The organism is Pseudogemmatithrix spongiicola (assembly GCF_030623445.1).
GTDB lineage: Bacteria > Gemmatimonadota > Gemmatimonadetes > Gemmatimonadales > Gemmatimonadaceae > Pseudogemmatithrix > Pseudogemmatithrix spongiicola.
In genome coordinates this window covers 1,741,225-1,766,764 of the sequence record NZ_CP130613.1, presented here as the reverse complement: position 1 = coordinate 1,766,764, position 25,540 = coordinate 1,741,225, and the positions used below count along the sequence as shown (strand labels likewise).

General features: G+C 70.3%; 24 protein-coding genes. 22 read left to right on the top strand and 2 right to left on the bottom strand.

Annotated elements, in window-relative coordinates; translation table 11 throughout:
- Positions 1 to 63 precede the first annotated feature (63 nt).
- Together Strain318_RS08065 and trpD are read left to right on the top strand one after the other, a co-directional pair.
- Positions 64 to 1,359 (top strand): GAF domain-containing protein, encoded by a 1,296-nt coding sequence (locus Strain318_RS08065; protein ID WP_367885197.1) that lies wholly within the window; start codon positions 64 to 66, stop codon positions 1,357 to 1,359.
- A complete protein-coding gene (trpD, locus tag Strain318_RS08060; protein WP_367885196.1) occupies positions 1,356 to 2,387 on the top strand; it encodes an anthranilate phosphoribosyltransferase in 1,032 nt (343 codons plus the stop codon). Before Strain318_RS08065 ends, trpD begins: the two co-directional genes overlap by 4 nt.
- A 19-nt stretch (positions 2,388 to 2,406) precedes the next feature.
- Here trpD and lexA read toward each other — a convergent pair whose 3' ends face one another.
- Positions 2,407 to 3,015 carry a transcriptional repressor LexA gene (gene lexA / locus Strain318_RS08055; RefSeq protein WP_367885195.1) on the bottom strand — a complete coding sequence of 203 codons (609 nt, stop codon included), beginning with the start codon at positions 3,013 to 3,015 and terminating at the stop codon, positions 2,407 to 2,409.
- Between the two features lie 168 nt (positions 3,016 to 3,183).
- On the opposite strand from lexA, the gene Strain318_RS08050 reads away from it, so the two are divergent.
- From Strain318_RS08050 to Strain318_RS08010, 9 genes are read left to right on the top strand one after another with little or no spacing between them, the layout of a single operon-like run.
- On the top strand, positions 3,184 to 3,936 hold the full coding sequence (locus tag Strain318_RS08050) for an indole-3-glycerol phosphate synthase TrpC (RefSeq protein WP_367885194.1): 753 nt from the start codon (positions 3,184 to 3,186) through the stop codon (positions 3,934 to 3,936).
- On the top strand, positions 3,929 to 4,582 hold the full coding sequence (locus Strain318_RS08045) for a phosphoribosylanthranilate isomerase (protein ID WP_367885193.1): 654 nt from the start codon (positions 3,929 to 3,931) through the stop codon (positions 4,580 to 4,582). The genes Strain318_RS08050 and Strain318_RS08045 overlap by 8 nt, the downstream gene beginning before the upstream one ends.
- The gene (trpB, locus tag Strain318_RS08040; RefSeq protein ID WP_367885192.1) at positions 4,579 to 5,772 is read left to right on the top strand and encodes a tryptophan synthase subunit beta; all 1,194 of its coding nucleotides are present in this window, start codon (positions 4,579 to 4,581) and stop codon (positions 5,770 to 5,772) included. The genes Strain318_RS08045 and trpB overlap by 4 nt, the downstream gene beginning before the upstream one ends.
- Complete coding sequence (locus tag Strain318_RS08035) at positions 5,769 to 7,556, top strand: HEAT repeat domain-containing protein (RefSeq protein ID WP_367885191.1); 1,788 nt, start codon at positions 5,769 to 5,771, stop codon at positions 7,554 to 7,556. The genes trpB and Strain318_RS08035 overlap by 4 nt, the downstream gene beginning before the upstream one ends.
- Positions 7,553 to 9,046 carry an HD-GYP domain-containing protein gene (locus tag Strain318_RS08030; protein ID WP_367885190.1) on the top strand — a complete coding sequence of 498 codons (1,494 nt, stop codon included), beginning with the start codon at positions 7,553 to 7,555 and terminating at the stop codon, positions 9,044 to 9,046. The genes Strain318_RS08035 and Strain318_RS08030 overlap by 4 nt, the downstream gene beginning before the upstream one ends.
- A 4-nt stretch (positions 9,047 to 9,050) precedes the next feature.
- Complete coding sequence (gene trpA / locus Strain318_RS08025) at positions 9,051 to 9,821, top strand: tryptophan synthase subunit alpha (protein WP_367885189.1); 771 nt, start codon at positions 9,051 to 9,053, stop codon at positions 9,819 to 9,821.
- Positions 9,818 to 11,893, top strand: a complete 2,076-nt coding sequence (locus tag Strain318_RS08020) for a methyl-accepting chemotaxis protein (protein WP_367885188.1) — start codon at positions 9,818 to 9,820, stop codon at positions 11,891 to 11,893. The genes trpA and Strain318_RS08020 overlap by 4 nt, the downstream gene beginning before the upstream one ends.
- A complete protein-coding gene (locus tag Strain318_RS08015; protein ID WP_367885187.1) occupies positions 11,890 to 12,426 on the top strand; it encodes a hypothetical protein in 537 nt (178 codons plus the stop codon). Before Strain318_RS08020 ends, Strain318_RS08015 begins: the two co-directional genes overlap by 4 nt.
- Positions 12,408 to 12,863 carry a LytR C-terminal domain-containing protein gene (locus Strain318_RS08010; RefSeq protein WP_367885186.1) on the top strand — a complete coding sequence of 152 codons (456 nt, stop codon included), beginning with the start codon at positions 12,408 to 12,410 and terminating at the stop codon, positions 12,861 to 12,863. The genes Strain318_RS08015 and Strain318_RS08010 overlap by 19 nt, the downstream gene beginning before the upstream one ends.
- Here the strand turns inward: Strain318_RS08010 and rlmN are convergent.
- Entirely contained in the window at positions 12,792 to 13,865 is a 1,074-nt protein-coding gene (gene rlmN / locus Strain318_RS08005; RefSeq protein ID WP_367885185.1) for a dual-specificity RNA methyltransferase RlmN, read from the bottom strand. The two genes, Strain318_RS08010 and rlmN, sit on opposite strands and share 72 nt — an antisense overlap.
- 84 nt (positions 13,866 to 13,949) lie before the next feature.
- On the opposite strand from rlmN, the gene Strain318_RS08000 reads away from it, so the two are divergent.
- From Strain318_RS08000 to Strain318_RS07950, 11 genes are read left to right on the top strand one after another with little or no spacing between them, the layout of a single operon-like run.
- Positions 13,950 to 14,351, top strand: coding sequence for a VanZ family protein (locus Strain318_RS08000; protein WP_367885184.1), 402 nt, complete (start codon positions 13,950 to 13,952; stop codon positions 14,349 to 14,351).
- Positions 14,348 to 16,132, top strand: a complete 1,785-nt coding sequence (gene aspS, locus Strain318_RS07995; RefSeq protein WP_367885183.1) for an aspartate--tRNA ligase — start codon at positions 14,348 to 14,350, stop codon at positions 16,130 to 16,132. Before Strain318_RS08000 ends, aspS begins: the two co-directional genes overlap by 4 nt.
- A gap of 2 nt (positions 16,133 to 16,134) precedes the next feature.
- Positions 16,135 to 17,097 carry a PhoH family protein gene (locus tag Strain318_RS07990; RefSeq protein ID WP_367885182.1) on the top strand — a complete coding sequence of 321 codons (963 nt, stop codon included), beginning with the start codon at positions 16,135 to 16,137 and terminating at the stop codon, positions 17,095 to 17,097.
- Positions 17,094 to 17,555 (top strand): rRNA maturation RNase YbeY, encoded by a 462-nt coding sequence (ybeY, locus tag Strain318_RS07985; protein ID WP_367885181.1) that lies wholly within the window; start codon positions 17,094 to 17,096, stop codon positions 17,553 to 17,555. The genes Strain318_RS07990 and ybeY overlap by 4 nt, the downstream gene beginning before the upstream one ends.
- Positions 17,552 to 18,799 (top strand): hemolysin family protein, encoded by a 1,248-nt coding sequence (locus tag Strain318_RS07980; protein WP_367885180.1) that lies wholly within the window; start codon positions 17,552 to 17,554, stop codon positions 18,797 to 18,799. Before ybeY ends, Strain318_RS07980 begins: the two co-directional genes overlap by 4 nt.
- Positions 18,796 to 19,758: a CNNM domain-containing protein gene (locus tag Strain318_RS07975; protein WP_367885179.1), complete on the top strand. Its 963-nt coding sequence runs from the start codon at positions 18,796 to 18,798 to the stop codon at positions 19,756 to 19,758. The genes Strain318_RS07980 and Strain318_RS07975 overlap by 4 nt, the downstream gene beginning before the upstream one ends.
- The gene (meaB, locus tag Strain318_RS07970; RefSeq protein WP_367885178.1) at positions 19,755 to 20,816 is read left to right on the top strand and encodes a methylmalonyl Co-A mutase-associated GTPase MeaB; all 1,062 of its coding nucleotides are present in this window, start codon (positions 19,755 to 19,757) and stop codon (positions 20,814 to 20,816) included. Before Strain318_RS07975 ends, meaB begins: the two co-directional genes overlap by 4 nt.
- Positions 20,816 to 22,510, top strand: coding sequence for an acyl-CoA mutase large subunit family protein (locus tag Strain318_RS07965; RefSeq protein ID WP_367885177.1), 1,695 nt, complete (start codon positions 20,816 to 20,818; stop codon positions 22,508 to 22,510). Before meaB ends, Strain318_RS07965 begins: the two co-directional genes overlap by 1 nt.
- Positions 22,510 to 23,301 (top strand): class I SAM-dependent methyltransferase, encoded by a 792-nt coding sequence (locus tag Strain318_RS07960; RefSeq protein ID WP_367885176.1) that lies wholly within the window; start codon positions 22,510 to 22,512, stop codon positions 23,299 to 23,301. The genes Strain318_RS07965 and Strain318_RS07960 overlap by 1 nt, the downstream gene beginning before the upstream one ends.
- A complete protein-coding gene (locus Strain318_RS07955) occupies positions 23,298 to 24,857 on the top strand; it encodes an EAL domain-containing protein (RefSeq protein WP_367885175.1) in 1,560 nt (519 codons plus the stop codon). The genes Strain318_RS07960 and Strain318_RS07955 overlap by 4 nt, the downstream gene beginning before the upstream one ends.
- A complete protein-coding gene (locus Strain318_RS07950; RefSeq protein WP_367885174.1) occupies positions 24,857 to 25,525 on the top strand; it encodes an OmpA family protein in 669 nt (222 codons plus the stop codon). Before Strain318_RS07955 ends, Strain318_RS07950 begins: the two co-directional genes overlap by 1 nt.
- Positions 25,526 to 25,540: the final 15 nt, after the last annotated feature.

Here is a 25,540-nt window from a genome sequence, read left to right as displayed (position 1 = left end):
GCATGCGCCCGCGCTCGCGATTGACACCTGTCGCGCCTGCGGTGATGCTTCGCAACCCGCCCCATGCTCGCCCGCACTCTCCCCGCCCTCGCCTACGCCCTCGGCGCCGCCGCCAACGCGGACGAGGCCTTCGTGCGCCTGTCCGACGCGTTGACCGAGAGTGACCGCGACACCGTGCTCGCCCTGCTGCACGTGGATCCGCGTACGGGGCTCATCCGCGAGCGCGCCCGTGCCGTGAACGGACGCATCGAGCGCGAGGGCATGGAGACGTCGGTCGAGCAGCTGCCGGTGGACATTCATCGGGTGGTGGCCGAGGGCGGGAGCTTCGCCGAAGTGGGCGAGGACCAAGCCGCGTACGCACGCCTGCTGCGGCTGCCCGAGCCCGAACCGGGCGGCCTGCTCCTGCTGCGCGGCATCCGGCACGAGCGGCAGTTGGTGGCGATCCTCGCGGCGGTCGAGCCGAAGCGCGTGTTCGGCACCCGCGTCACCGAGCGGCTCGGGCCCTTGGCGGCGCTGTTCGAGCTCGCGGTGGCGCGCTTCGTCGAGCAGGACTCGCGGGCCGAAGCGGTGCGGACGCTCGAGGCCGTGACGCAGCGCGTGCACCAGGATTACCTCGCGCGCCTGGCCGAGCTGGAGGCGCGCATCCAGCGGCAGACCAGCGAGTTCGAGGCGGAAAGCGCCTCGACGCGGCTCGCGCGGGAGCGGGACGACGCCAAGCGCACCGAGGAGGCGCGCCGCAGCGCCCGCCAGCTCACGGTCCTCGAGCAGCAGCTCACGGCGAGCATCGGGCAACTGGAGCAGGCGCATGTGGAACTGCACCGGCGCTCGGAGGCGCTGCGCCAGCGCACGCGCACGCTCTATCTGCTCGACCGCGTGCTCTCGCTGTCCGCGTCCACGGCGGCCGCGCGGCCGCTGGTCGACGGCCTGCTCACGCTGCTCGGCGACGACATGCAGGCGTTGCGCTGCTCGATCTTCCTGCGCGATCCCGCGGGCGACACGCTGTACCTCGCCGCCGCGCGCGGCTTGGCACCTCATGTGCAGGTCGGTCACCGCGTGGCGATCGGGCAGGGCATCGTCGGGCGCGTGGCGGCCTCGCGCGAGCCGATGCTCGTCGTCGACGTGCAGGAAGCGGCCACCCATCCGCTGCTGAAGGACGAATACTTGACCACTGGCTCGTTCATCTCGTTCCCGCTCGTGCGGCACGACACGCTGATCGGCGTCGTCAACCTCACCAACCGCGCGCAACGCGGCTTGTTCGTCGAGGAGGACGTCGAACGCGTGCGGCTGCTCGGGCTCGTGATCTCGCTCGTGGCCACGGAGGCGCGCCTGCCGGACCGGCTGCTCGGGAGCGCGGCGTGAGCTCGCCGGTCATCCAGGGTGTGCTGAAGCGCCTCGTCGCGGGCGAGACGCTCTCGGGCGACGAGGCGGCGCAGGCCTTCGACGCCGTGATGCGCGGCGAGGGCACGTCGGCGCAGATGGCCGCGTTGCTGATGGGCCTGCGCGTGCGCGGGGAGCGCGCCAGCGAAGTCGCGGGCGCCGCGCGTGCGCTCCGCACGGCGATGACGCGACTCGACGTCCCACGGCCGGACGAGTTGGTGGACACCTGCGGCACGGGCGGCGGGGGCGTGACGACGTTCAACATCTCCACCGCGGCGGCGGTCCTCGCGGCGGGCGCGGGTGTGCGCGTCGCGAAGCACGGCAACCGCTCGTTCACGTCGAAGTCCGGCAGCGCCGACGTGCTCGAGGCGCTGGGGGTGCCGATCGACCTGCCGGTGGCGCGCATGGGGGAGGTGCTCGACGAGGCCGGCATCGTGTTCATGTTCGCGCCGACCATGCACCCGGCCATGCGCCACGTGGGGCCCGTGCGCCGCGAGATGGGCATCCAGACGGTGATGAACCTGATTGGGCCACTGGCGAACCCGGCGATGGCCGGGCGTCAGGTGATCGGCGTCGCCGACCCGACGCGGCTCGAGCTCATCGCTGGCGCACTCGCGGAACTCGGCACGGTCCACTCGCTGGTCGTGCACGGCGCGCCGGGCATGGATGAGATCTCGCCGCTGGGCTCGACGACGGTCATCGAACTGCAGGGCGGGTCGGTGCGCCGCTACGAGTTCCATCTCGAGGAGGTCGGGCTGGCACCCTGCGTGCCGGCTGACCTCGGGGGCGGCGAGCCGGCGCAGAACGCCGAGATCGTCGAGCGCGTCCTGCTCGGCAAGGGCCGGCCGGGTGCAGAATCGGCGGTGGTGCTGAATGCGGGCGCGGCGCTCTACGTCGCCGGAAAGGCGAAGGACCTCGCGGCCGGTGTGACGTTGGCGCGCGAGGCCCTTGCGGCTGGAGCAGGGTGGGATGCGTTGGGCCGGTTGCGCCGCGCCTGCGTGACGAAGTAGCGGCGCGCGCGGACCGCGCTCAGTACCGCCGCATCACGCCGACGACCACGCCCTTCACCTGGACGTCCTCGGCGCGGGCATAGATCGGCTCCATCGTGGCGTTGGCGGGCTGGAGGCGGATGCGGCCGTCGCGCTCACGATAGAAGCGCTTCACGGTCGCGCCGTTGTCTTCCAGCATGGCGATGACCATCTCGCCGTTGTCGGCCGACGGGCGATCGTGCACCACGACGTAATCGCCGTCGCTGATCTGTTCCTCGATCATCGAGTTGCCCCGCACGCGGAGCACATAGTGCTCCCCGGCGCGGCGCACGAAGGCATCGGGGACGGCGATGGTCTCGGACGACTCGAAGGCTTCGAGCGGCAGGCCGGCGGCGACGGAGCCGCGGATCGGCAGCTCGATGGCCTTGGGGAACACCTCGCTCGGCAGGATCTCGATGGCCCGGGACTCGTTGAACGACTTCCGGATGTAGCCTTTGCGATCGAGGTTGGACAAGTGCTCGTGCACCGTCGCCAGCGAGTTATAGTTGAAAGCCTCGGCGATCTCCTCGAAGCTCGGCGCGTAGCCGTGCTCCGACGAATAGCTCTGGAGGTAGTCGAGGATCTTGCGCTGGACCTTGGTGAGCGGCATCGCGATCGCCCCTGCGTGGGTGGATGTGAGGTCGTGGGCCGGGGGCCCGACGTGGGTAGACGCCCGAACACGACCCGAAGTAACGGTATCCGAACATTGCCCGAAGCACAAGCCAGACGTTGGACCCCGCCCACCGGTCCGCTGGGGGAGCTCACCGAGCGCTCCCGGATGCGGGCGCGCGAGAGCGCGCTCGGACGGGCGGAGCTTGAGGCAATTGTCCGCGAGGCGGGGCCGGTCCCCGACTTCGCGGCGGCGCTCCGGCGTCCACAGGTGGCGGTCATCGCGGAGCTCAAGCGCAGCTCGCCGTCCAAGGGCACTCTGGATGCCTCACTCGATGCCGCCGACCGGACGCGCCGGTACGTCGCCGGCGGTGCCGCCGCGCTGTCGATTCTCACCGAACCGTCGCGCTTCGGGGGCAGTCTCGCCGACCTTCGCGATGCGCGCGCGGCCGTGCCCGTGCCGCTATTGCGCAAGGACTTCATCACGCACGAGGTCCAACTGCTCGAGGCGCGTGCCTACGGGGCCTCCGCGGTGCTGCTCATTGCGCGTGCCCTTGATCCCTCCGAGTTGGCGGAGCTAGGTGCGGCGGCCACGGCGCTCGGATTGACCCCGCTCGTCGAGATTCGCGACGAGGCGGAGCTCACCCGGGCGGTGGGCATCCCGCAGGCGGTGATTGGCGTCAACAACCGGGATCTCGAGACGCTGGTGATCGAGCCGGAGGTCGGCGCGCGGATGATTCCGCTGGTCCCCGCCGATCGCGTGGCGGTCTACGAGAGCGGCATCACGGATGCCGCCGGCGTCGCGCGCGCTGCGGCACTCGGCGCGGACGCGGTGCTCGTCGGGTCGTCCCTTTCGGTGGCCGCGGATGTCGAAGGAACGCTGCGCGCCCTGGCCGCGGTGACGCGGACCGGTCGTGGCTGAGGTCAAGTTCTGCGGGCTCACGCGCTCGGTGGATGCTGCGGAGGCGGTGCGATTGGGCGCGGCGTTCGCCGGCGTCATCTTCGCCGGCGGTCCGCGATTGCTCGATCCCACCCGGGCCAGCGAGGTGCTGTCGCCCACCGTCGGCAGCGGTACGCGGCGGGTCGGTGTGTTCGGTGCGCAGGGCGTCGACGAGGTGCTGGCGATTGCGCGCGCCGCAGCACTGGAAGTCGTGCAATTGTCCTATGGCGAATCGCGAGAGCACCGGGTAGGATTGCGGGCGGCGTTCGATGGGCGGGTCTGGGCGGTGAAGCATGTTTCGGACGTGCGCGACGTCGAAGCCGCGGCCGATTGGTACGGCGACGGCATCGACGCGATCGTGCTGGACGCGGCGGTGCCGGGGCAGTTGGGAGGGACGGGCGTCGCGCTCGATTGGACCGCCGTGGCGCCTGCGGTGGCGCGTCTGCGGCGGCGGGGGCGCGTGGTGTTGGCAGGAGGGCTCCGGCCGGAGAATGTCGCGACCGCGCTGCGAACGGTTCCCGCTGATATAGTAGATGTATCGTCGGGCGTCGAATCCGCGCCCGGGATCAAGGACCCTGAACGGATGCGCGCGTTCGCGGAGACGGTACGCGCGCACGAGGTGCAATGACGCAGGTCGCGACGGATCGGTTTGGAGCTTTCGGTGGGCGCTACGTCCCAGAGACCCTGGTGCCTGCGCTCGACCAACTCGAGGTCGCGCTCGCCGAGGCCTTGGCGGACCCCGCCTTCACCGGCGAGCTCACGCACATGCTCGAGACCTATGTCGGGCGTCCGTCCGCGCTCACCGAGGCCCCGAACCTCAGCGCACGCGTCGGCGTGCCGGTGTGGCTCAAGCGCGAAGACCTGAATCACACGGGCGCGCACAAGATCAACAACGCGCTGGCCCAAGCCTTGCTCTCCAAGCGCATGGGCAAGAGGCGCATCATCGCCGAGACGGGTGCGGGCCAGCATGGCGTCGCGACCGCCACGGTGTGCGCGCGCCTCGGCCTGCAGTGCGTGGTCTACATGGGCGAGGAGGACATGCGGCGGCAGCAGCTGAATGTCTTCCGCATGCGGCTCATGGGCGCGACGGTCGTGCCGGTGACGGCGGGTACGCGCACGCTCAAGGACGCCACGAGCGAGGCGATCCGGGACTGGGTCGCAACCTGCGAGCACTCGCACTACATCATCGGGTCTGTGGTCGGGCCCGCACCGTATCCGCGCATGGTGCGCGACTTCCAGGCGATCATCGGCCGCGAGGCGCGGGCGCAGATGCTGCAGCGGGCCGGCCGGCTGCCCAGCCACGTGGTGGCCTGTGTGGGAGGCGGGTCAAACGCGATGGGGATCTTCCATGCCTTCGTGGATGACGCTGCCGTGCGGCTGGTGGGCGTGGAAGCGGCGGGCGAAGGTCTCGACACCGGGCGGCACTCGGCGTCGCTGTCGCACGGCGTGCCCGGCGTGTTGCACGGCACGCTGAGCTACTTGCTGCAGGACGAAGACGGCCAGGTGCATCCGGCGCACTCCATCTCCGCCGGCCTCGATTATCCCGGCGTGGGACCCGAGCACTCGTACCTGCGCGACAGCGGTCGTGCCCAGTACGTGGCGGTGACCGACGGGGCGGCGCTCTGCGGGTTCGAGTTGCTGAGCCGCCTCGAGGGCATCATCCCCGCGCTCGAGACGTCGCACGCGGTGGCGTGGATCGCGGAGCAGGCGGGCCGCTTCGCCGCCGACGACTGCATCCTGCTCTGCGTCAGCGGACGCGGCGACAAGGACGTGTCCCAAGTGGCCGAGGTCTTGGCAGGCGGGGTGCGGCACGCGTGACCGACCCGGCCGCGACCGAAACCGTCGAAGCCCCGCCGTGTCCGCCGGCGGTCGTCGAGGACGCGCTGCGCGTCTTCGACAAGGCCATCAAGGCCTACCAGCTCTACCTGCCGAACAACGCCCAGCACCAGAAGGCGATGGCGGCTGCCAAGGCCGCGCTCGCGCCGCTGTGGCAGCACATGGGCAGCCTCGTGCTGCAGGTGACCGATACCGAGCTCAAGTGGTACGGGGTCGTGGTCAACTCGCATCCCGAGAAGGGCGGCGATTCGCTGCCGTGGCTGCTGTTCAAGGACGGCCTGCGCGAGATGATCTGGTTCCCGGGCTTCGAGGACGAGGAGATGGAGCGGTTCCTCGCCATCATCCCGAAGGTCCGCCACGCGCAGCCGCATGAAGACGACCTGCTCACGCTGCTCTGGGAGCAGGACTTCCAGTGCCTGAAGTACCGCTACGTCGAGATCAACGATCCCGCGGCGCCGCTGGACCCCGACGCGAACGCGGGCCGCTGGCCGGCGCCTGCGGGCGCAGCCTTCGAGCCGCCGACGCAGGCGATTGAAGAGGCGAAGCAGGCGATTGACGAGGGGCAGGAAGAGACGACGGAGGAGCAGGGCAAGGCGGGCGACGGCGCCAAGCCCCCGCGCCCGCCCGGCATCGTGTCGATGGACGACTTCGATGCGACGCTGTACTTCCTGGACCCGAATGAGATCGAGTACTTGCGGCAGGAGACGGAGCGCGAGTACGCCCTCGACCTCCGGAAGCTCGTGCTGCAGGCGCTGCTCGACATCTTCGAGCTGCAAGTCGACGCCCTCGTGCGCGAGGAAATCGTCGGCGACCTCGAGGCCTTGGTCATCCACATGCTGGCCGCCGGGCAGTTCAGCAACGTGGCGTATCTCCTCAAGGAGATCGAGGGCACGATGCAGCGTGCCCGCGAGGTGCGCCCGCAGGAGCGCGAGCGCCTCGGCAAGCTGTCGGATCGGCTCTCGCACCCGGACGCCCTGAGCCAGATGATCCAGGCGCTCGAGGAGTCGACGCGCCTACCGGCGAAGGACGACCTGATCCAGCTCTTCGCGCAGCTGAAGCCGACGGCGCTCGGCACGATCCTCGACTTCATCGACCGCAGCCAGAACACCGAGCTCAAGCCGCTGCTCGAGGCCAGCGCCGAGCGGCTCGCGCAGTCGAACACCAGCGAACTGGTCCGGCTGGTGAAGGATGCGAAGACCTCGGTGGCCCGCGAGGCGATCCGCCGCGCGGGGTCCATGCGCACGGCGGCCGCGGTGCCGTCGCTCGGGGAGGTGCTGGCCAGCGGTGCGGAGCGGCCGGTGCGCGCGGCCTGCGTCACCGCCCTCATGGATATCGGCACGCCGGGCGCGCTGAGCGCCCTCGAGGCGGCGTTGCTCGATCCGGAGCGCGACATCCGGCTCACGGTGATCCGTGCGCTGACCGCGCGGACGCACCGGCCGGCCCTGCAGAAAGTGCAGGCAATCATCACCGGCGGCGGGACGAAGGACATGGACCGCACCGAGCGCATCGCGCTCTTCGAGTACTACGGCAGCATCTGCGGCGATGCGGGCATCGCCACACTCGACCCGATCCTCACGGTGAAGGGTGGGCTCTTCGCCAAGAAGGAAGACCCTGAGTTGCGCGCCTGTGCCGCCGTGGCCCTCGGCCGCATCAACAGCGACGCCTCGCGTGCCGTGCTGCAGAAGTCGGCCAACGACAAGGACGTGATCGTCCGCAACGCCGTGACACGCGCCCTGCGCGGTCCCGCGGCGGGGAGCGCCACATGACGGGCACGCCGCCGGACGGCCGCCTCAGCGGCGTCGCGCGCAACACCCAGGCGCTCGGGGCCGTCGGCCTCGGCGAGGGCACGGTGCGCCGCATCGGCCGCACCTGGGTGACGGCGTTCTACGTCGCCCTGCGCAACCTCAAGATGTATCCCCTCGAGAATGCCGTCGTGCAGAAGGGCCTCGAGGACCTCACGAAGCTGTCCGCCGAGCTCATCGACGGCGACGGGGAGTGCGAGTTCCGGCTCGCGGGCGAGTTCCTGTTCCTGAACGCGACCCGCATGAAGCTCGACCTCGACAACTACACGAGCTTCTCGTTCCTCCTCAACCGCTGCCGCGATGCCGGCGTCGGCCAGATCCGCTTCGTGGACCGGCCGACGGTGCGCGACTGGACGGTGCTGCTCTCGTTCCTCATCAACCCGCAGGGCAAGACGGCGGGCGAACGCTTCGAGCTGCTCAACACGCGGCTCAACGAGACGAACGTCGGCGTGTTCGACCTCGCGCCGCCGCCGGAGAGCGACGACAACCCCGAGGACGAGGGCGAGGCCAAGGAACGCGCCAAGCGCACCTACCAGCAGTCGGTGACGACGACGAAGGAAGTCCTGAACTCCGTGCGCATGGGGCAGAGCCCCAACGTCAAGAAGATCAAGCGCGTGGTGCAGGGCATCGTCGACCAGATCCTCACGGACGAGACGTCGTTGGTCGGCCTCACGACCATCCGCGATTACGACGACTACACGTTCACGCACTGCGTCAACGTGTCGATCTTCTCGATCGCGCTGGGCCGGCGCCTCGGCCTGACCCGCCTCCAGCTCTACGACCTCGGCTTCACGGCGCTGTTCCACGACATCGGCAAGTCGCGAGTGCCGATCGACATCATCCAGAAGCCCGATGCGCTCGCGGAAGAGGAGTGGCGCCTCGTCATGGCGCACCCGTGGCTGGGCGTGCTCGCGCTCTTCCAGCTGCGCGAGCAGTCGGAGTTCCCGTATCGCTCGATGATGGTGGCCTACCAGCACCACATGAAGCGCGACCTCACGGGCTATCCGCGCTCGCTGCGCATCGCCGAGATGACGTTCTACAGCAAGATCGTCGCCGTGGCCGACGCCTTCGACGCCGCGACGTCGCGGCGCGTGTACACCACGGTGCCGCTCTCGCCCGCGCAGGTGCTGCAGGAAATGCGCGACAATCCGCGCCGCGGCATGGATCCGGTGGTCGTGAAGGCCTTCGTCGCGCTGCTGGGCATCTATCCGGTCGGCACGCTGGTGGTGCTCGACTCCTTCGAGCTGGCAATCGTGCATGCCGTCAATCCGATCCCCGAAATGCTCTCCCGGCCCATCGTGCGCATCATCAGCGACGACCTCGGCAACATCGAGCACCCGGGGCGCCTCTTCGACCTCGCCGAGAAGGACGAGGCGGGGACCTTCAAGAAGTCCATCATCAAGACTGCCGACCCCGAGCGCTACGGCATCAAGGTCGGCGACTACTTCGTCTGAGATCGTGCTCACTGACCGAATGCGTGCGCTGCGCGCCGAAGGGCGCCGTGCGCTCGTCTGCTATGTCACTGCGGGACACCCGACGCCGGCCGATTCCGTGCGCCTCATCCGTGAGCTGCCGGCCGCCGGCTGCGACGTGCTCGAGGTGGGGATTCCATTCTCCGATCCGCTGGCCGACGGCCCGATCATCCAGGGCAGTTCGCAGCGGGCGCTGGCACAGGGCGTCACGCTCGAACGTGCCCTGGCGATCATCGCCGAAGCGCGGCCTGCGGCACCGGTGGTGCTGTTCTCGTATCTCAATCCGCTCATGAAGGCGGGGCCCGGCGTGCTGCAGCGCGCGCATGATGCGGGCGTGAGCGGAGTGCTGGTGACCGACTTGCCGGTCGCGGCAGATCCCGAGCGTGAGGCGTGGCTCGGCGGCGGTCCACTCGAGTTCGTGCGGTTGGTCGCGCCGACCACGCCGCGCGAGCGCATGGCCGAGATCGCCAAGCACGGCAGCGGCTTCGTGTACTTGATCAGCCGCCTCGGTGTCACCGGCGTGCATCAGGGCGTGGCCGCGGATCTCGGTGAGACCATCGCCCGCCTGCGGTCCGTCTGCGACCTGCCGATCTGCGTCGGCTTCGGCATCTCGACGCCGGAGCAGGCCCGCAGCGTGGCGACGCTCGCCGACGGCGTGGTGGTGGGCTCGGCGCTCGTGCAGACGCTCGAGCAACAGGGCGTCGACGCCGCGCTCGCGCTCGTGCGCGACATCCGCGCCGCCCTGGACGCGCGATGACGAACGCGATCGTCGTCTACCGGACGACGACGCCGCCGCTCGGCACCGCGGCCGTGCTCGCCGCGTGCCTGCTCGATCCGCGCTGGTGGGAGCATCCGCTGCTCACGCTGGGCCTCATCGTCGCGGCGACGCTGGCGCGCCGCTTCCACCTGCCCGTCACCAAGTTCACGTTCGTCGGCGTCCTTGGAATGGTCGCGGTGGGCGGCACCTTGCTCGCGGGGCCCGCGGCGGCCGCGCTCGCGGTCGCCGTCGGCGTGATGCTGGCCGATGGGGTCCTGCTCGGTCGCGGCGCCCTGCCGGCCTGGATCAACGCCTCGCGCGAAGCCTTGGCGCTGCTCGCCGCCTTCGGATGGTACGCCTGGGCTCGCGGACCGATGGCCACCGGCGGCGAGGGACTGCTCGGCGAGGCGCCTGCCATCGTCGTTTTCGTCGTCGTCCACTTCGCGCTGGCGCGTACGCTGCAGTACCTGTCATTGATCGTGCGCGACAAGCTCTCGCCCGAGGAGCGGTCGCTGATCTTGCGCTACGAGGTGATCGGACTCGGCGCGAGCACGTTCGTGCTGACGGCGATGTTGGCGGCGATCCACACGCTGGAGCCGGCGGGCGTCGCGCTGGTCGCGGTGATGCTCGGCTTCGCCGGGCTGCTGCTCAAGCGCATCCTCGAGGAGAGCATTGCGGCGGAGGAGCTCAACACCGTGCTGGCGATGGAGGCGGCGGTCGCCGCCGACGCCACGGTCGGCTCGGCCATCGCGCGACTCGAGCGCATGGCGTATCGCCTGCTGGAGTGGAAGGAACTGCGCGTGCTCCGCTGGGACGGACGCGAGGCGACGGTGATCTATCGCACGGGGGACGGCTTCCTGGCCGTGCCGGAGGCGGCACCCCGAGACGGCGAGCGCCTGCGCAGCGAGGCGCTCGCGTCGCGCGAGGTGCTGCTGCTCGCCGACGCCAACCGGGATGCGCGTGTGGAGCGCTCGCGTGCGGATGCGGCGTCGCGCGCCGTCGCGCCGCTCACCTTCGGCGATCGGCTCATCGGGTTGCTGGAGCTGGATACGCCCAAGCGCGGCGCCTACGGGGCCAAGGAGGGCGTCCTCCTCAAGCGGGTGGCGCAGCAGCTGGCGACGACGCTGCACCTGATGGACCTGCGGGCGCCGTTGGTCGCGACGGTGGAGCGCCTGACCCAGGAGGTGGCGACGCTCACGGAATCGGCGCGCGCGCTGCGCGGCGGTGGCGATGGCGTCGTGCGCGCGGTCGCGGAGATCGAGCGGGGCCTGCAGGAAGAGACGGAACAGCTCACCCAAGGTTTGGGGAGCATGCGGGCGCTGGCCGAGCGCACGCGTGCCGTGGCGACGGATGCCGGCGCCGCCCACGACGGCACGCGGCAGGCCTCGTCGGTGGCGGCGGAGAACCGCGCGGCGGTGGAAGGCGCGCTGCAGCAGTTGCTCGACGCCAAGGGCTTCACGGCCGAGAGCGCCGCGCGCGTGACGACGCTTGGCGCAACGATGCGCGAGGTCACGGGATTCATCACCGTGATTCGCGAGCTGGCTGTGCAGACGAACCTCCTCGCGCTCAACGCGGCGATCGAGGCGGCGCGCGCGGGGCACGAGGGGCGGGGATTTGCCGTCGTCGCCGAAGAGGTGCGCGCCCTCGCCGACGAGAGCGGGCGGGCGGCCGACGATGCACAGCGGGCCCTCAAGGGGTTCGAGGACCAGATGCAGCAGACCGCGCAGCTGATGGCGCGCGGCGAGTCGCTGGTGGGGGACGCCGAGGCGCGGAGCGCCGGCTCGCGCGAGGCACTCGGACGCATCGTCGAGGGCACGGCAGCCGCGGCATTGAACGCGGCGCGTATCGCCGGGAGTGCCGAGGAGCAGCGCCGCGACGTGGAGCGGATGCGCGAACGCTTGACGCGTCTCGAAGCCATCGTCGCGCGCAATCGCGAGGGTTTGGCCAGCGTCAGCGCCTCGGTGGCGGGGCAGGCGGATGCGCTGCGGAGCCTCGAACGGGCCACCACCGAGTTGCGTGACGTCGTCGGCGCCCTCGGCGTCTTGACCCAGCGCGTCACGAGGACCGGATGAGCGACCCTGTACTGCCCGCGTGGGCCGAAGTCGGCGAGAAGCGCCGCGCGCACATCGCGCGTGTGACGGCGCTGCTCGACCGCTGGGCTGCGCAGCTGCGCCTCACCGCAGACGAGGCCCAGGCGTGGCACGATGCCGGGCGTTGGCACGATGCGCTGCGCGACGCCGCCCCCGAGACGCTGCGGGCGCTGGCCGACGGGCCGGATCGTCCGGTGGAGACGCTGCACGGTCCCGCCGCGGCCGCGCGGCTCGAACGCGACGGCGAGGCGCGCCGCGACGTGCTTGACGCGATTCGCTGGCACACCGTCGGCTACGCCGGCTGGTCGCGCGTGGGGCGGGCGCTCTACATGGCGGACTTCCTCGAGCCGGGGCGGCAGTTCGCCCGCGCGGATCGCGCCTTCCTCGCGGACCACTTGGCGCATGACTTCGACGGCGTGTTCCGCCAGGTCGTGCGCATGCGGATCGAGTGGACGGTGCGGGAGGGGAAGGCGTTGTTCCCTGAGACGGTGGCGCTATGGAATCTCGTCCGGTAAGGCGCATCCGCGGACGCTGGATCCTGCTGGCGCTCGGCGTGGTCGCGGCGGCCGCGCTGCTGTGGCGCTATGCGCGGCCGAATGGCGAAGCGGGCCCGGCGCGCCCGCAGGCGTCGCGCGTCGCGCGTGTGGTCCCCGACAGCCTGCGCATCCGCACCGAAGTGCTCAACGGCACGGACGTCCGCGGCCTGGCGCGACGCGGCACCTTCGCGCTGCGGGACCTCGGCTTCGACGTGGTCGGTTCGGGCAACAGCAGCGAGAAGGTGGACTCGAGCGTCGTCTACGTGCACAGCGGCCGCATGGACTGGGGCGAGCTCGCGGCACGGGCGCTGGGTGGGGCGCGCGTCGTCGCGCGCCCCGACAGTTCACGCTACCTCGACCTCACGGTCGTGCTCGGACGCGCCTGGCGGCCGCCGGCGGAGACGTTCCACCCGTAGCTGCCCGCAGGCCGCGGCGATGTCCATGCCGCGGCTCTTCCGGATCGCCACCTCGACGCCGCGGTCGCGGATGCGGCGCGCGAACTTCGCGATCTCATTCGGCGGCGTGGGCGTGAACCCCATCGAACCGCCGGGATGCAGCGGAATCAGGTTCACGAAGGCGCCGCAGTCGCGCGCCAGCTTGGCCAGCTGGTCGGCATGTTCGGGCTTGTCGTTCACGCCGCCGAGCATCACGTACTCGAAGGTGACGCGCCGGTCGAACTCCGCCGCCGCCCTGATGACGTCGGCCAGCGGATACTTGATGTTCACGGGCATGAGCTCGCCGCGCAGCTCGTCGCTCGGCGCGTGGATCGAGATCGCGAGGCGGAACTGCTCCTTGCGTTGCCCGAGCGCGATGATGCCGGGCAGCACGCCGACCGTCGAGACGGTGATGTGCCGCGCGCCGATGCCGAAGCCCTTCGGGTCGTTCAGCACGGTGAGCACGTGCTCCACCGCCTTCCAGTTCATGAGCGGCTCCCCCATGCCCATGAACACGATGTTGGTCGCACGGACGGGCGGATCGAGCAGCGCGAGTTCGCGCACCTGCCCGGCGATCTCGCTCACCGTCAGGTTCCGGGCGAAGCCCATCACACCCGTGGCGCAGAACGCACACTTGAGGGCACAGCCGACCTGCGACGAGATGCAGAACGTCATGCGATCGCCGTCGGGAATGGCGACCGTCTCGATGCTCTGGCCGTCGGCGAGCTTGAACAGGAACTTGCACGTGCCGTCCACGGACTTCTGCTCCGTCAGGAGCTCGAGGCGGGGCAGGGTGAAGTGCTGCGCCAACAAGTCCCGGAAGGCCTTGGGCAGGTCCGTCATCTGCTCGAAGCTGGCGACGGGCTTCTGCCACAGGTGCGGGACCACCTGGCTGCCGCGGAACGGCTTCTCGCCGTGGGCCACGGCGAAGTCGCGCAGGGTGCGTTCGGCGTCTGCGGGGGCCAAGTCGAGCAAATTCAGCATGTTGCAGAGTACCGGATTCTGGTACAGGAAGCAATGTGCTGTGACTTCCACCAAGTGGCTGTGGGAGTTAGATTTACGTCTTCAATGCCTGATGCGAGTCCCCCTGCCGCGGTACCCCGTGCCGCGGCCCGCTGGACCCCTCCCGTCCTCTGGTTGGCGATCGTCCTCGTCGGAACCTCTTGGCCCAAGCTCGTGCTGGGGCCGGACGGCCTCGGCCTCGACAAAGTCGCCCACTTCAGCGCCTACGCCATCCTCGCGGCGCTCTCGCTGCGCGCGACGCTGACCCCTCGCCGGCTGACAACGCTTGTCGCCGTGCTCGCGGGCGTCTCGTTGCTCGGTGCCGTGGACGAATGGCATCAAAGCTTCATCCCGGGTCGATCCATGAGCTTCGCCGACTGGGTCGCCGACACCGCCGGCGCCGGCCTCGGGGTTCTCGCCGTCCGCTTCGTCCCTTTCCTCACGCCTCGCCGCCGCCCGCTTCCGTGACCGCTGTCGATCCGCTCGCTACTACGCTTCGCTCGCACCTTGGCGGAGCCCTGCGCCTCGCGCACAACGGCCAGCGTGTCACGCTGGGTGGTTGGGTGCACAAGTCCCGCGACCTCGGGGGGCAGCTGTTCATCGACCTCCGTGACCGCGAGGGGCTGGTGCAGCTCGCGTTCAATCCGCATTGGACTGCCGCCGATGTCATCGCCAAGGCCGTGGGCATCGGACTCGAGTGCGCCGTGCTCGTCGACGGTGTGGTCGCCCCGCGCCCGGACGGCCTGAAGAACCCGGAGATGGCCACCGGCGAGATCGAGGTGCGCGTGAGCGACATCCGCGTGGTCGGGCCGGCGACGACGCCGGCGATTCCGGTCGCGCTCGACAAGGAAGCCAAGCGTCCGTCGGAAGACCTGCGCCTGCGGCATCGCGTGCTCGACCTGCGCCGTCCGGAGCTGCAGCGCAACCTCGTGCTGCGGCATCGCCTCATGCAGGTGACGCGCAACTTCCTGAGCGCGCAGGGCTATCTCGAGCTCGAGACGCCGATCCTTACGAAGCCGACGCCGGAAGGCGCGCGCGACTTCCTCGTGCCGAGCCGCATGCACGCGGGCGAGTTCTTCGCGCTGCCGCAGTCACCGCAGATCTACAAGCAGCTGTTCATGTGCGCCGGCTTCGACCGCTACTTCCAGATCGCGCGCTGCTTCCGCGACGAGGACCTTCGCGCGGACCGCCAGCTGGAGTTCACGCAGATCGACATCGAGGCCTCGTTCATCACCCGCGAGGACATCATCGCGATGGCCGAAGGCCTCATGCAGGCGCTGTGGGCCGAGGCGGGCATCGCGGTGCAGACGCCGTTCCCGCGCATGAGCTACGCGGAGGCGATGGAGCGCTACGGCTGCGATCGGCCGGACCTGCGCTACGGCCTGGAGATCCGCGACCTGACCGCGGCGTTCCGCGGCAGCGAGTCGGGCATCATCCAGTCGGCGATCGCGGCAGGTGGCCGCGTGCGCGGCATCGTGGTGCCCGGCGCGGCAACCTGGAGCCGCAAGCAGGTGGACGAACTTGAAGCCATCGCCAAGGGCGCCGGCGCGGGCGGGTTGGTGCGCCTCAAGCTGGCCGAGGGCAAGCTCGAAGGACCGCTGGCCAAGTTCCTGCCGGCCGAAGCCACAAGCTCGCTCGGGCTCGCCGAGGGCGACCTGTTGCTCGCCGTGGCGGGCGCGGATCGCATCTCGAGCCCGGCGCTGGATCGCGTGCGTCAGGAGTGCGCCGCGCGACTCAACCTCGCCGATCCGAACCGTCGCGAGTTCCTCTGGGTGCTCGACTTCCCGATGTTCGACAAGGATCCGGAGACCGGTGCGTTGGCGGCCGTGCACCATCCGTTCACCTCGCCGAACACGGACGACATGGCGTCGCGGCCGGACGCGCCCGAGACCTGGCGCGCGTTCGCGTACGACTGCGTGCTCAACGGCACCGAGCTCGGCGGCGGCTCGATCCGCACGTCGGACCCCGCCGTACAGGCCCGCATGTTCCAGCTGCTGGGCATCGGCGAGCCCGCCGAGCAGGAGCGCCGTTTCGGCTTCCTGCTCGAAGGCCTGCGCGCCGGCGCCCCCCCGCATGGCGGCATCGCCTTCGGCTTCGACCGCATCGCGATGATCCTCTCGAACGCCGAGTCCCTGCGCGATGTCATCGCGTTCCCGAAGACGACGGCGGCGCGTGCGCTGTTCGAGGGCGCTCCCTCGCAGGTGCCGGCGCAGGATCTCGACGAACTGCACATCTGCGTCCAGGAGTGAGGATGACCGACAGTACGATGGGTGGGGAGAGCATCACCACCAAGCTGCCGACCGAAGGCGCCGACCTGCTCACGCTCGCGGGCGTGGCCGACGGCAACCTCTCGGAACTGCAGCGGTTGTTTCCCGTGCGCGCGACGCTGCGCGGCGAGCAACTGACGCTGACGGGAACTCCGGACGCCGTCGAGAAGGCCGCGCAGGTGGCGCAGCGCATGATCGACCACGCGAAGCAGCGGCAGCCGCTGGACCCGGACGACGTGCTGCGTTTCTCGATGGAAGGCCCGGCCCGCGACAGCTCCACGCCGGGGAAGATCGTGCTGCCAGGCGTGCGCAAGATCATCCAGCCCAAGACGAACGGGCAGGCCGAGTACATGCAGAAGATGCTCGACAACGAGATTGTCGTCGGCATCGGACCGGCGGGAACCGGCAAGACCTACCTCGCGGTCGCCGCGGCGGTGGACGCCCTGGCCCGCAAGCGGGTGCGCCGCATCGTGCTCGCGCGACCGGCGGTCGAGGCGGGTGAGTCGCTCGGCTTCCTGCCGGGCGACATGCAGGCCAAGGTGGACCCGTACCTGCGCCCGCTCTACGACGCGCTCGACGACCTCATGCCACCGGAGCGGGTGGTGCGCGCGCTCGAGACCCGCGTCATCGAGATCGCGCCGCTGGCCTACATGCGCGGCCGCACCTTGGCCGATGCCTTCGTGATCCTCGACGAAGCGCAGAACGCCACCAACGCGCAGATGAAGATGTTCCTCACGCGCCTCGGCCTGAACTCGCGTGCGGTGATCACCGGCGACAAGACGCAGATCGACCTGCCGAAGCGCGAGGAGAGCGGCCTGCTGCAGGTGGAGCGCATCCTGCAGAACATCGAGGGCATCGCCTTCCACTACTTCACCGAGACGGACGTGGTGCGCCACCGCCTCGTGCGCGAGATCGTGAAGGCCTACGCGCAGGACGCGGGCACGTGAGCCTGCGCCGTCCGAAGGCCGCCACCGCGTTGCGTGTCGTCGTGAACCGCGAGGGGCTGCGCGTGCCCGTCGCATCGGCACGCCTGGGCGATGCCGTGGAACGCGTGCTGCGCGCCGAGAAGGTGCGGAACGCCTTGGTCAGCGTGACCCTCATGACGCCACGGCAGATGGCGGCCCTCAACCGCGAGCACCTCGGCCACAGCGGTCCCACGGACATCATCACGTTCGGGTTCCGCGATCCCGCGGGCGCCGTGATCGGCGACGTGTATATCTGCCCGGCCGTGGCGCAGGAGAACGCCAAGGCCTTCGGCGTGCCGCTGCGCGAGGAACTCCTGCGCCTTGCGGTGCACGGGGCGCTGCATGTGCTCGGCTACGAGCACCCCGAGGGTGAGGCGCGCACGCGCTCGCCCATGTGGAAGCGTCAGGAGCGTCTCCTCCGGCAGGTGCTCGCCGCGTGACGCTGCTGGCGGGATTCATCGCCCTCGCGGCGGCGACGCTCGCGGCGCTCTGTGCCTTCGCGGACGGGGCGCTGCTCGGGTTGGATGCCGACGAGCCTCCGAGTGATGCGCGCACCCGCGCCCTGCTTGACCGGCGCGAGCGTGCGCATCGGGCCTTGGCCTTCGGGCGCATCGTCGCGCAACTCGTGAGCGGCGCGGCGACGACGGTCGCGTTGCTGGCCACGGGCTGGTTTCCGGCCGCGTGGGCGACGCCGGGGATCGTCGTAGCGGGCGTGGCGCTGCTCGCGATCACCGAGGTCGGCGCGCGCGCCGCGGGTGATGCCGCCGGCTCGCGCGGGCTCGCCCGCGTCGGCGCCGTGGTGGAAGCCGTGGAATGGATCGGGGCGCCGGTGGTGACCTTCGGACGCTGGGCAGACGACGCACTGATGGCGCTGCTGCCGCCGCCGACGCCGGACGATGAGGACCACGACGATGCCGTGGAGCGGTTCCGCGAAGTGGTGGCCGCCGAGGCGGATGTGTCGCCGCAGGAGGAAGTGCTGATCCACGGCGTCTTCTCGCTCGGCGACACCAAGGTCTCGTCGATCATGGTGCCGCGCGTCGACATCGTCGGGCTCGAGAAGGATACGCCGTGGAGCGAAGTCGTCGACCGCGTGCGCAGCGCGCGCCACGCGCGCCTCGTGGTCTACGACGGGACGCTCGACGAAGTGGTCGGCATCCTGTACGCCAAGGACCTGCTGCCGGCGCTCCTCGCCGATGAAGAGCCCGCGGCGGGCTGGCAGTCGCTCGTGAAGCCGGCGCCGTTCGTGCCGGAGTCGAAGACCGTGGAAGCCCAGCTGCGCGAGTTCCGCAGCACGCATCGGCACCTGGCGATCGTCGCGGATGAGTTCGGGGGCACGGCGGGCCTCGTGACGCTCGAAGACGTGCTGGAGCTCATCATCGGCGACATCCAGGACGAAGGCGACGCCGAGCTGCCCGAGGTGGAGCGCGGTGAGAACGGCCGGCTGTGGGTGGCGGCGGAAGTGTCGTTGGAGCGTCTGTCGGAGCTCACGGACCGCGACTGGACGCGCGGCGATGTCGCAACCGTCGGTGGCCTGCTGATGGAGGTGCTCGGGCGCGTGCCCAAGCCCGGCGAGGCGATTGTCCTGGACGGCTACAAGCTGGTCGCCGAGCGTGTGGTGCGGCGGCGTGTGCATCGCGTGTATCTCGAGCCGGAGCCGGTCACGGCGCCGCCGGAGGGCGCATGAGCTCGCTGTGGCCGCTGATCCTGTTGGTTGGCGTGGTGGGGGTGCTCACCACGGCGGCGACGGCGCTGCGCACCGTGAGTCGCATCTGGCTGCGCCACTGGGCCGAGCAGCGCCTCGCGGGCGCCGGAACCGCTGCGCTGTACCTCGAGCGTCCGCAGCGGTTGCTCATCGCGGCGGGCGCGGGCATCGCCGGCACCGTGTACACGCTGGGCGCGGTGCTGGGCTTGCAGCAGGGCGATCGCGGGTTCTCGCTCGCGCAGACGCTCGTCGTCGCCGCGGCGATGCTCTTGGTGTTCGGGCAGCTGGTGCCCCGAGCGATTGCCCGCCGCTGGCCGGCGGAGTCGCTGCCCGTGGTGCTGCCGCTGCTGCGGGTGGTGGAAGGGCTCACGCAGCCGCTGGCGCGCGTCGCCATGCGGCTGGTATCCCGCTGGGCGGGCCCCAGTGCGGCCGCGCCGGAAACGCCCGGTGACGTGCTCGAGGACTTGCTGCGCGAGGGCGAGCTCGAGGGCGTGGGCGCCGCCGAGGAGCGCGAGATCATCAGCGGCGTGGTCGAGTTCGGCGATACCCGCGTGTCGGCCGTCATGACGGCGCGCGCGGACATCGTCGCCGTGGAGCGGACGGCCCGCGCCGATCATGTGGCGCAGCTCGTGGCGCAGTCCAAGTACTCGCGGCTCCCCATCTACGACGGCACCATCGACCACGTGGTCGGCATGGTGACGAGCTGGGACGTCATCGCGCGGCCCGAGGCGCCGTTGCGCGCCCCGCGGCCGGTGGCCGTCGCGACGCCCGACGAACCCTGCCACGCGCTGATGACGCGCATGCTGCGCGACAGACGGCACCTGGCCATCGTGCGTGGGGCCGCCGGCGAGACGCTGGGCCTGGTGACGCTCGAAGACCTCGTCGAGGAGTTCGTCGGCGAGATCCAGGATGAACACGACGATCCGGTGACCGACGCGTGAACGAGACGCTGCTGGCAGACCTGTTCAACGGCCGCAAGGTGGCGATGGCCCGTGCGGTCAGCATCATCGAGGACCGGCGCCGCGGCTGGGAGGCTCTGCTCGCCGCCTGCCACCCGCGGGTGGGGACGGCGCGGCGCGTGGGTATCACGGGGCCGCCGGGAGCGGGGAAGTCCACGCTCACGACCTTGCTCGCCGAGGCCTACCTGGCGCAGGGACTGCGCGTGGGCGTGGTGGCGGTGGATCCGACGTCGCCGTTCACCGGCGGTGCGCTGCTTGGCGACCGCGTGCGCATGGAGCGCGTCGCGCTGCACGAGAACGTCTTCATCCGGTCGATGGCGACGCGCGGGTCGCTCGGCGGCCTCGCATCGGCCACGCGTGAGGTCTGCGACGTGCTCGATGCCGCCGGGGTGGATCGCATCCTCGTCGAAACCGTTGGCGTGGGCCAGAGCGAACTCGATATCGCGCGGCTGGCGGATACCAGCGCGGTGGTGCTCGTCCCCGAGAGCGGCGATTCCATCCAGACGCTCAAGGCGGGCGTGATGGAGATTGCCGATCTGTTCGTCGTCAACAAGGCCGACCGCCCTGGGGCAGATCGCCTGCGCAACGACATCGAGTTGATGCTCGGCCTCCGCACGGGTGCGACGATGCGTGACGTGCCGGCACACCACGGCGTGGACTTGAAGCGCCTGAACCCGGCAAAGGTCGCGCGCGAGGCCGCCAAGGCGAACGACGAGCAATCCTGGACGCCGCCGGTGCTGCGGACGATCGGCGCCACGGGAGAAGGCGTCCCCGAGTTCATGGACGCCCTCGAACGGCACTTTGCGTATCTTGAAGCCAGTGGGACGCTCCAGCGCCGGCGCCGCGCGCGGTTGCGCGAGCGCGTGGTGGAAGCGGTGGAACAGCGGTTGCGCGCGCGGCTGTGGCGCGACGCCGCGGTGAACGAGTGGCTGGACGGCCGGATTCCCGCGCTGGAGCGCGGGGAGACGACGCCGCTCGCCGAGGCGGAGGCGCTGATCAAGCGGGCCGTCGCGGCAGGAACCCTGACCGGGACTGACTGATGACCTCGATTTCCGATCTCGACCCGACGCTGGCCCAGATGCAGGCCGAGCTCGATACGCTCCGCAAGGAACTCGCGCAGTGGCGCGCCCGCTACGACAAGGGTGAGGTGCGCGACATCGCGTACACCAACTCCGAGAAGGAAGTCGCGCCGCTCTATACGGCGATGGATCTCGAGGGCTCGGGCGGCACGGCCTTCGAGGTGCCGGGCGTGTATCCGTTCACGCGCGGCATCCATCCCACGGGCTACCGCGGCAAGCTCTGGACCATGCGCCAGTTCGCCGGCTTCGGCTCGGCCCGCGAGACCAACGAGCGCTACAAGTTCCTGCTCAAGAACGGCACGACGGGCCTCTCGGTGGCCTTCGACTTCCCGACGCTGATGGGCTACGACTCCGATCACCCGCGCTCGGAAGGCGAGGTGGGCAAGTGTGGTGTCGCCATCAGCTCGCTGGCCGACATGGAGCAGCTCTTCGAGGGCATCCCGCTGGACCAGGTGTCCACGTCGATGACGATCAACGGGCCGGCGATCATCCTGTGGTGCTTCTACATCGCGGCGGCCGAGAAGCAGGGCGTGAAGCCCGAGCAACTCCGGGGGACGATCCAGAATGACATCCTCAAGGAGTACATGGCGCAGCACGCCTGGTGCTTCCCGATCGAGCCCGCGCTGCGGTTGATCGTCGACATGTTCGAGTACGGCTCCGAGCACGTGCCGCAGTGGAACACCATTTCCATCTCGGGCTACCACATCCGCGAGGCGGGGAGCACGGCGGCGCAGGAACTGGCCTTCACGCTGGCCGACGGCTTCACGTACGTGGAGCGGGGCATCGCCCGCGGGCTGGACGTGGACGACTTCGCGCCGCGCCTCTCGTTCTTCTGGGACATCCACAACGACTTCTTCGAGGAGATCGCCAAGCTGCGCGCGGCGCGCCGCATCTGGGCGCGGCACATGAAGGAGAAGTACGGCGCCAAGAATCCGCGCTCGTGGATCATGCGCTTCCACTCGCAGACCGCCGGCGTGACGCTCACGGCGCAGCAGCCGATGAACAACATCGTGCGCGTGGCCTACCAGGCCATGGCCGCGGTGCTCGGCGGCACGCAGTCGCTGCACACCAACTCCATGGACGAGACGCTGGCGCTGCCCACCGAGCACGCCGTGGAGGTCGCGCTGCGTACCCAGCAGGTGCTGGCCTACGAGACGGGCGTGCCGAACGTGATCGATCCGCTGGGCGGCTCGTACTACGTGGAGAAGCTCACCGACGACATGGAGCGGGAGGCGGAGGCGCTGTTCGCGCAGATCGAGGAGCAGGGCGGGGTGGTGCCGGGCCTCGAGACGGGGTGGTTCCAGCGCAAGATCGCCGAGAGCGCGGCGCGGCAGCAGTGGGAGATCGAGCAGCACCGCCGCGTGATCGTCGGCGTGAACGCGTTCGAGAACGACGAGTCGGCGCTGACGATTCCCCTGCTCAAGATCGACGAGCAGGCGGCGCGCGACCAGGCCGACGCGCTGGCCCGGCTGCGCCAGACGCGCGACAACGCCGCCTGCGAGGCGAAGCTTGCGCGGCTGCGCGAGGCGGCCCGCGGGACGGAGAACGTGGTGCCGTTCATCCTCGACTGCGCGCGCAGCTACTGCACGCTGTATGAGATCCGCGCGGCCCTGGAAGACGTGTTCGGCGCGTACCGCGAGCCCGTATTCTTCTGATGGCCCGCGGCGCACGTGGCAGCGCTGGGACGACGCCACCGGGGGACTGGTGGCGTTCGTATTTCGACGCGGGCTATCTCGACGAGTACTCACCGGTCTTCGACCTCATCGAGGAGCGCCGTCAGGTCGCGCGCCTCACCGAGTTGCTCGCGCTGCCGCACGGGGCGCGCGTGCTCGACCTCGCCTGCGGGCAGGGCCGCCACGCGCATCTGTTGGCCGAGGCGGGCTTCAACGTGGACGGCCTCGACTACTCGCGTGACATGCTCAAGGCCGCCAAGGCACGCGGCACAGGCAAGACGCTGCGCTACACGCGCGGCGATATGCGCCGCTTGCCGCTGCGCTGGACCCGTCGATTCGACGGCGTGGTGAATCTCTTCACGAGCTTCGGGTTCTTTGACGATCCGGCGGACGACGCCAGGGTGCTCAAGCAGGTGGCGCGGATGCTCAAGCGAGGCGGCGTCTTCATCTGGCAGGGCGGCAATCGCGATGCGCTGACCGACCGCTTCCTGCGCGGCGACGCGTGGACCACGGCCGAGGGTACGGCGGTGCGGCAGGATCGCCACTTCGACCCGCGCAGTGGCTTCCTGACCATCGAGTCCACGTGGACTCGGCGTCGGAAGGTGGAGCGGCGGACGCACCGCATCCGGCTCTACACGGCGACGCACCTCGAGGCGCTGCTGCAAGATGCCGGGCTCACGGTGACCGGCGTGTACGACGGATTCCGCGAGGGCCCGCTGACGCGCGGCTCACACGAGATGCTCCTCGTCGCCCGGCGCGGACCGCCGCGGTGAAGCCGCGCGACGGCACGCTCGTCCGGGTCGCGCTGACCGGACTCGTTGGCGTGGTCGCGCTCGCGGCCGTGTTCACCGCGATGCTCTACCGCAGTTCCGTCGGCGCCGACGAACGCGCCGTGGCGGCGCTGGCCGAAGCCCTGGGCGGGCGCGCCGAGTCCATGATCCTCGATGCACGCACGCTGCTGCAGGGCTTCGAGCAGCTGCCGCATCGCCGCTGCGGTCCGGCGCACCTCGCCGCGCTGCAGGACGCGGCCATCGGGCGGCCGCACATCCGCGCGATCGGCTACTGGCGGGCCGCCGATCGCCTGTGCGGCGTCGGCTTCCTCGCCGGCGAGGGCCTTCGGCCGCCGAGGGCGGATCGCATTTATGATTCCGGCGTGATTGCCTGGTGGCCGAAGCCGGCCACGCGCGTGGGTGGCGTGCAGCTGTTCCTGATGCGTTTCGGCGACCACGACGTGGCGCTCGACCCGCATGCGCTGCTCGATGTCGGACCGCTCGAGGGTCGCCAGGCGGGCCTCTGGGTGGAAGGCCTGCGCCTGACGGCACGTCCCGACACGGCCGTGCTGCCGGATCCCGCCTCGCTCCCGGTCGGCCTGACGATGGATCGCGAGGGGGCGCGTGTGATTGCGCGCTTCTCGCGCCCGGGCGAGATGCCGATCGACATCGTCGCGGTGGAGCCGCTGGGCCAGTTCTGGAGCCGTTACCGCGGCGCCGTCCTCGGTGGCTCGGCGCTAGGCGTCGGACTGCTCGGACTGTGGCTCTACGTGCTGCTGCGCTATACGCGGCACCGCCTCAGCCGCACGACGCAGCTCCGCGAGGCCATCGCCAAAGATCGCATCGCCGCGGTCTACCAACCCATCGTCGACCTGGAAACGGGTCGGTGCATCGGGGCGGAAGTCCTCGCGCGCTGGACCACCGAGCGTGACGAGCGCGTGCCGCCGGATGTGTTTGTCGCGCTGGCCGAGAAGGAGGGACTGATCACCGATCTCACGCTCGCCGTGCTGCACAAGGCGTTGCGGGAGCTTGGGCCCTGGCTCGCGACGCGGCCCGAGCTGGCGCTGGCCGTGAACCTCGGGTCGCAGGACCTGCACGATCCGCGGTTCATCGATGCCTTGCCGAGGGCGCTGGAGGCCGCCGGCCTGCCGCCGACGGCAATCAAGCTCGAGATCACCGAGCGCGCGTTGGTGGATACGGAGCTCGCCCGCGCGCGGATCGCGGAGTTCCGCGCGCGCGGCCACGCCGTGGCGGTCGATGACTTCGGGACGGGCTATTCCAGCCTCGCGTACCTGGCGAGCTTCTCGTTGGATCAGCTCAAGATTGACAAGGCCTTCGTCGAGGCCATCGGCACGGGGGCAGCCACCAGCCACGTCGTAGTGCATGTTATTGAAATGGCCCGCTCGTTGAAGCTCCGGATGGTCGCCGAAGGCGTCGAGGAGGAGGCGCAGGCCTCGTGGTTGCGCCATCAGGGGGTGGAGTTCGTGCAAGGGTTCCTCTACAGTCGCCCTGTCGACGCGCGCGAGTTCCAGGCTTTCGTCGAGGGAACCTCCGCATAATGCGGATCGCGCTGCTTCCGCTCACGCTCGCGGCACTCATCGCGTCCGGCTGCGGCCGCCTCGGCCTGGCGAAGTCGCCGTCGCCCGCCCCTACGTCCGCTGCAGCGGCATCCGCGGGATCGACGCGCGGCGCGTCGCGGCCCGCCGGTCTCGTCGAAGCGTCGCAGATGGACTCCGCCGTCGCAGCGCGCCGCCTCGGCCTCGTCTCGGCGGGCCAGCGCGTGTCGACCGCCGAGGTGGGGTACTACATCGACGTGCAGGAGGCCAAGTTCCGGCAGCTGCGCATCCCCGACCTGCAGATCGAACGTGCGCGGGAAGCGATCACGATGCGCCTCGGTGCGACGGCGTCATTCGCGGTCGGCAGCGCACGGCTCGCCCCGGAGGCGCGGGCGCATCTCGCGACCATCGCCGGCGTGCTGCGCGACTATCAAGCGAGCGTCGTGACGGTCATCGGGCATACGGATGACTCAGGCGCGGCTGCCGTGAACCAGTCGCTCTCGGAGCAGCGTGCGCTGGCGGTCGTGGAGGCGCTGCGTGGCGGCGGCGTGGCGTCCGGACGCTTGCTCGCCGTCGGCATGGGCGCGCGACGGCCGATTGCCAGCAATGCGACGCCGGCGGGACGCGATGCCAACCGGCGTGTGGAGCTGCGGATCGTCGTCGTCCAGTGACGGACGGGGCCGCGC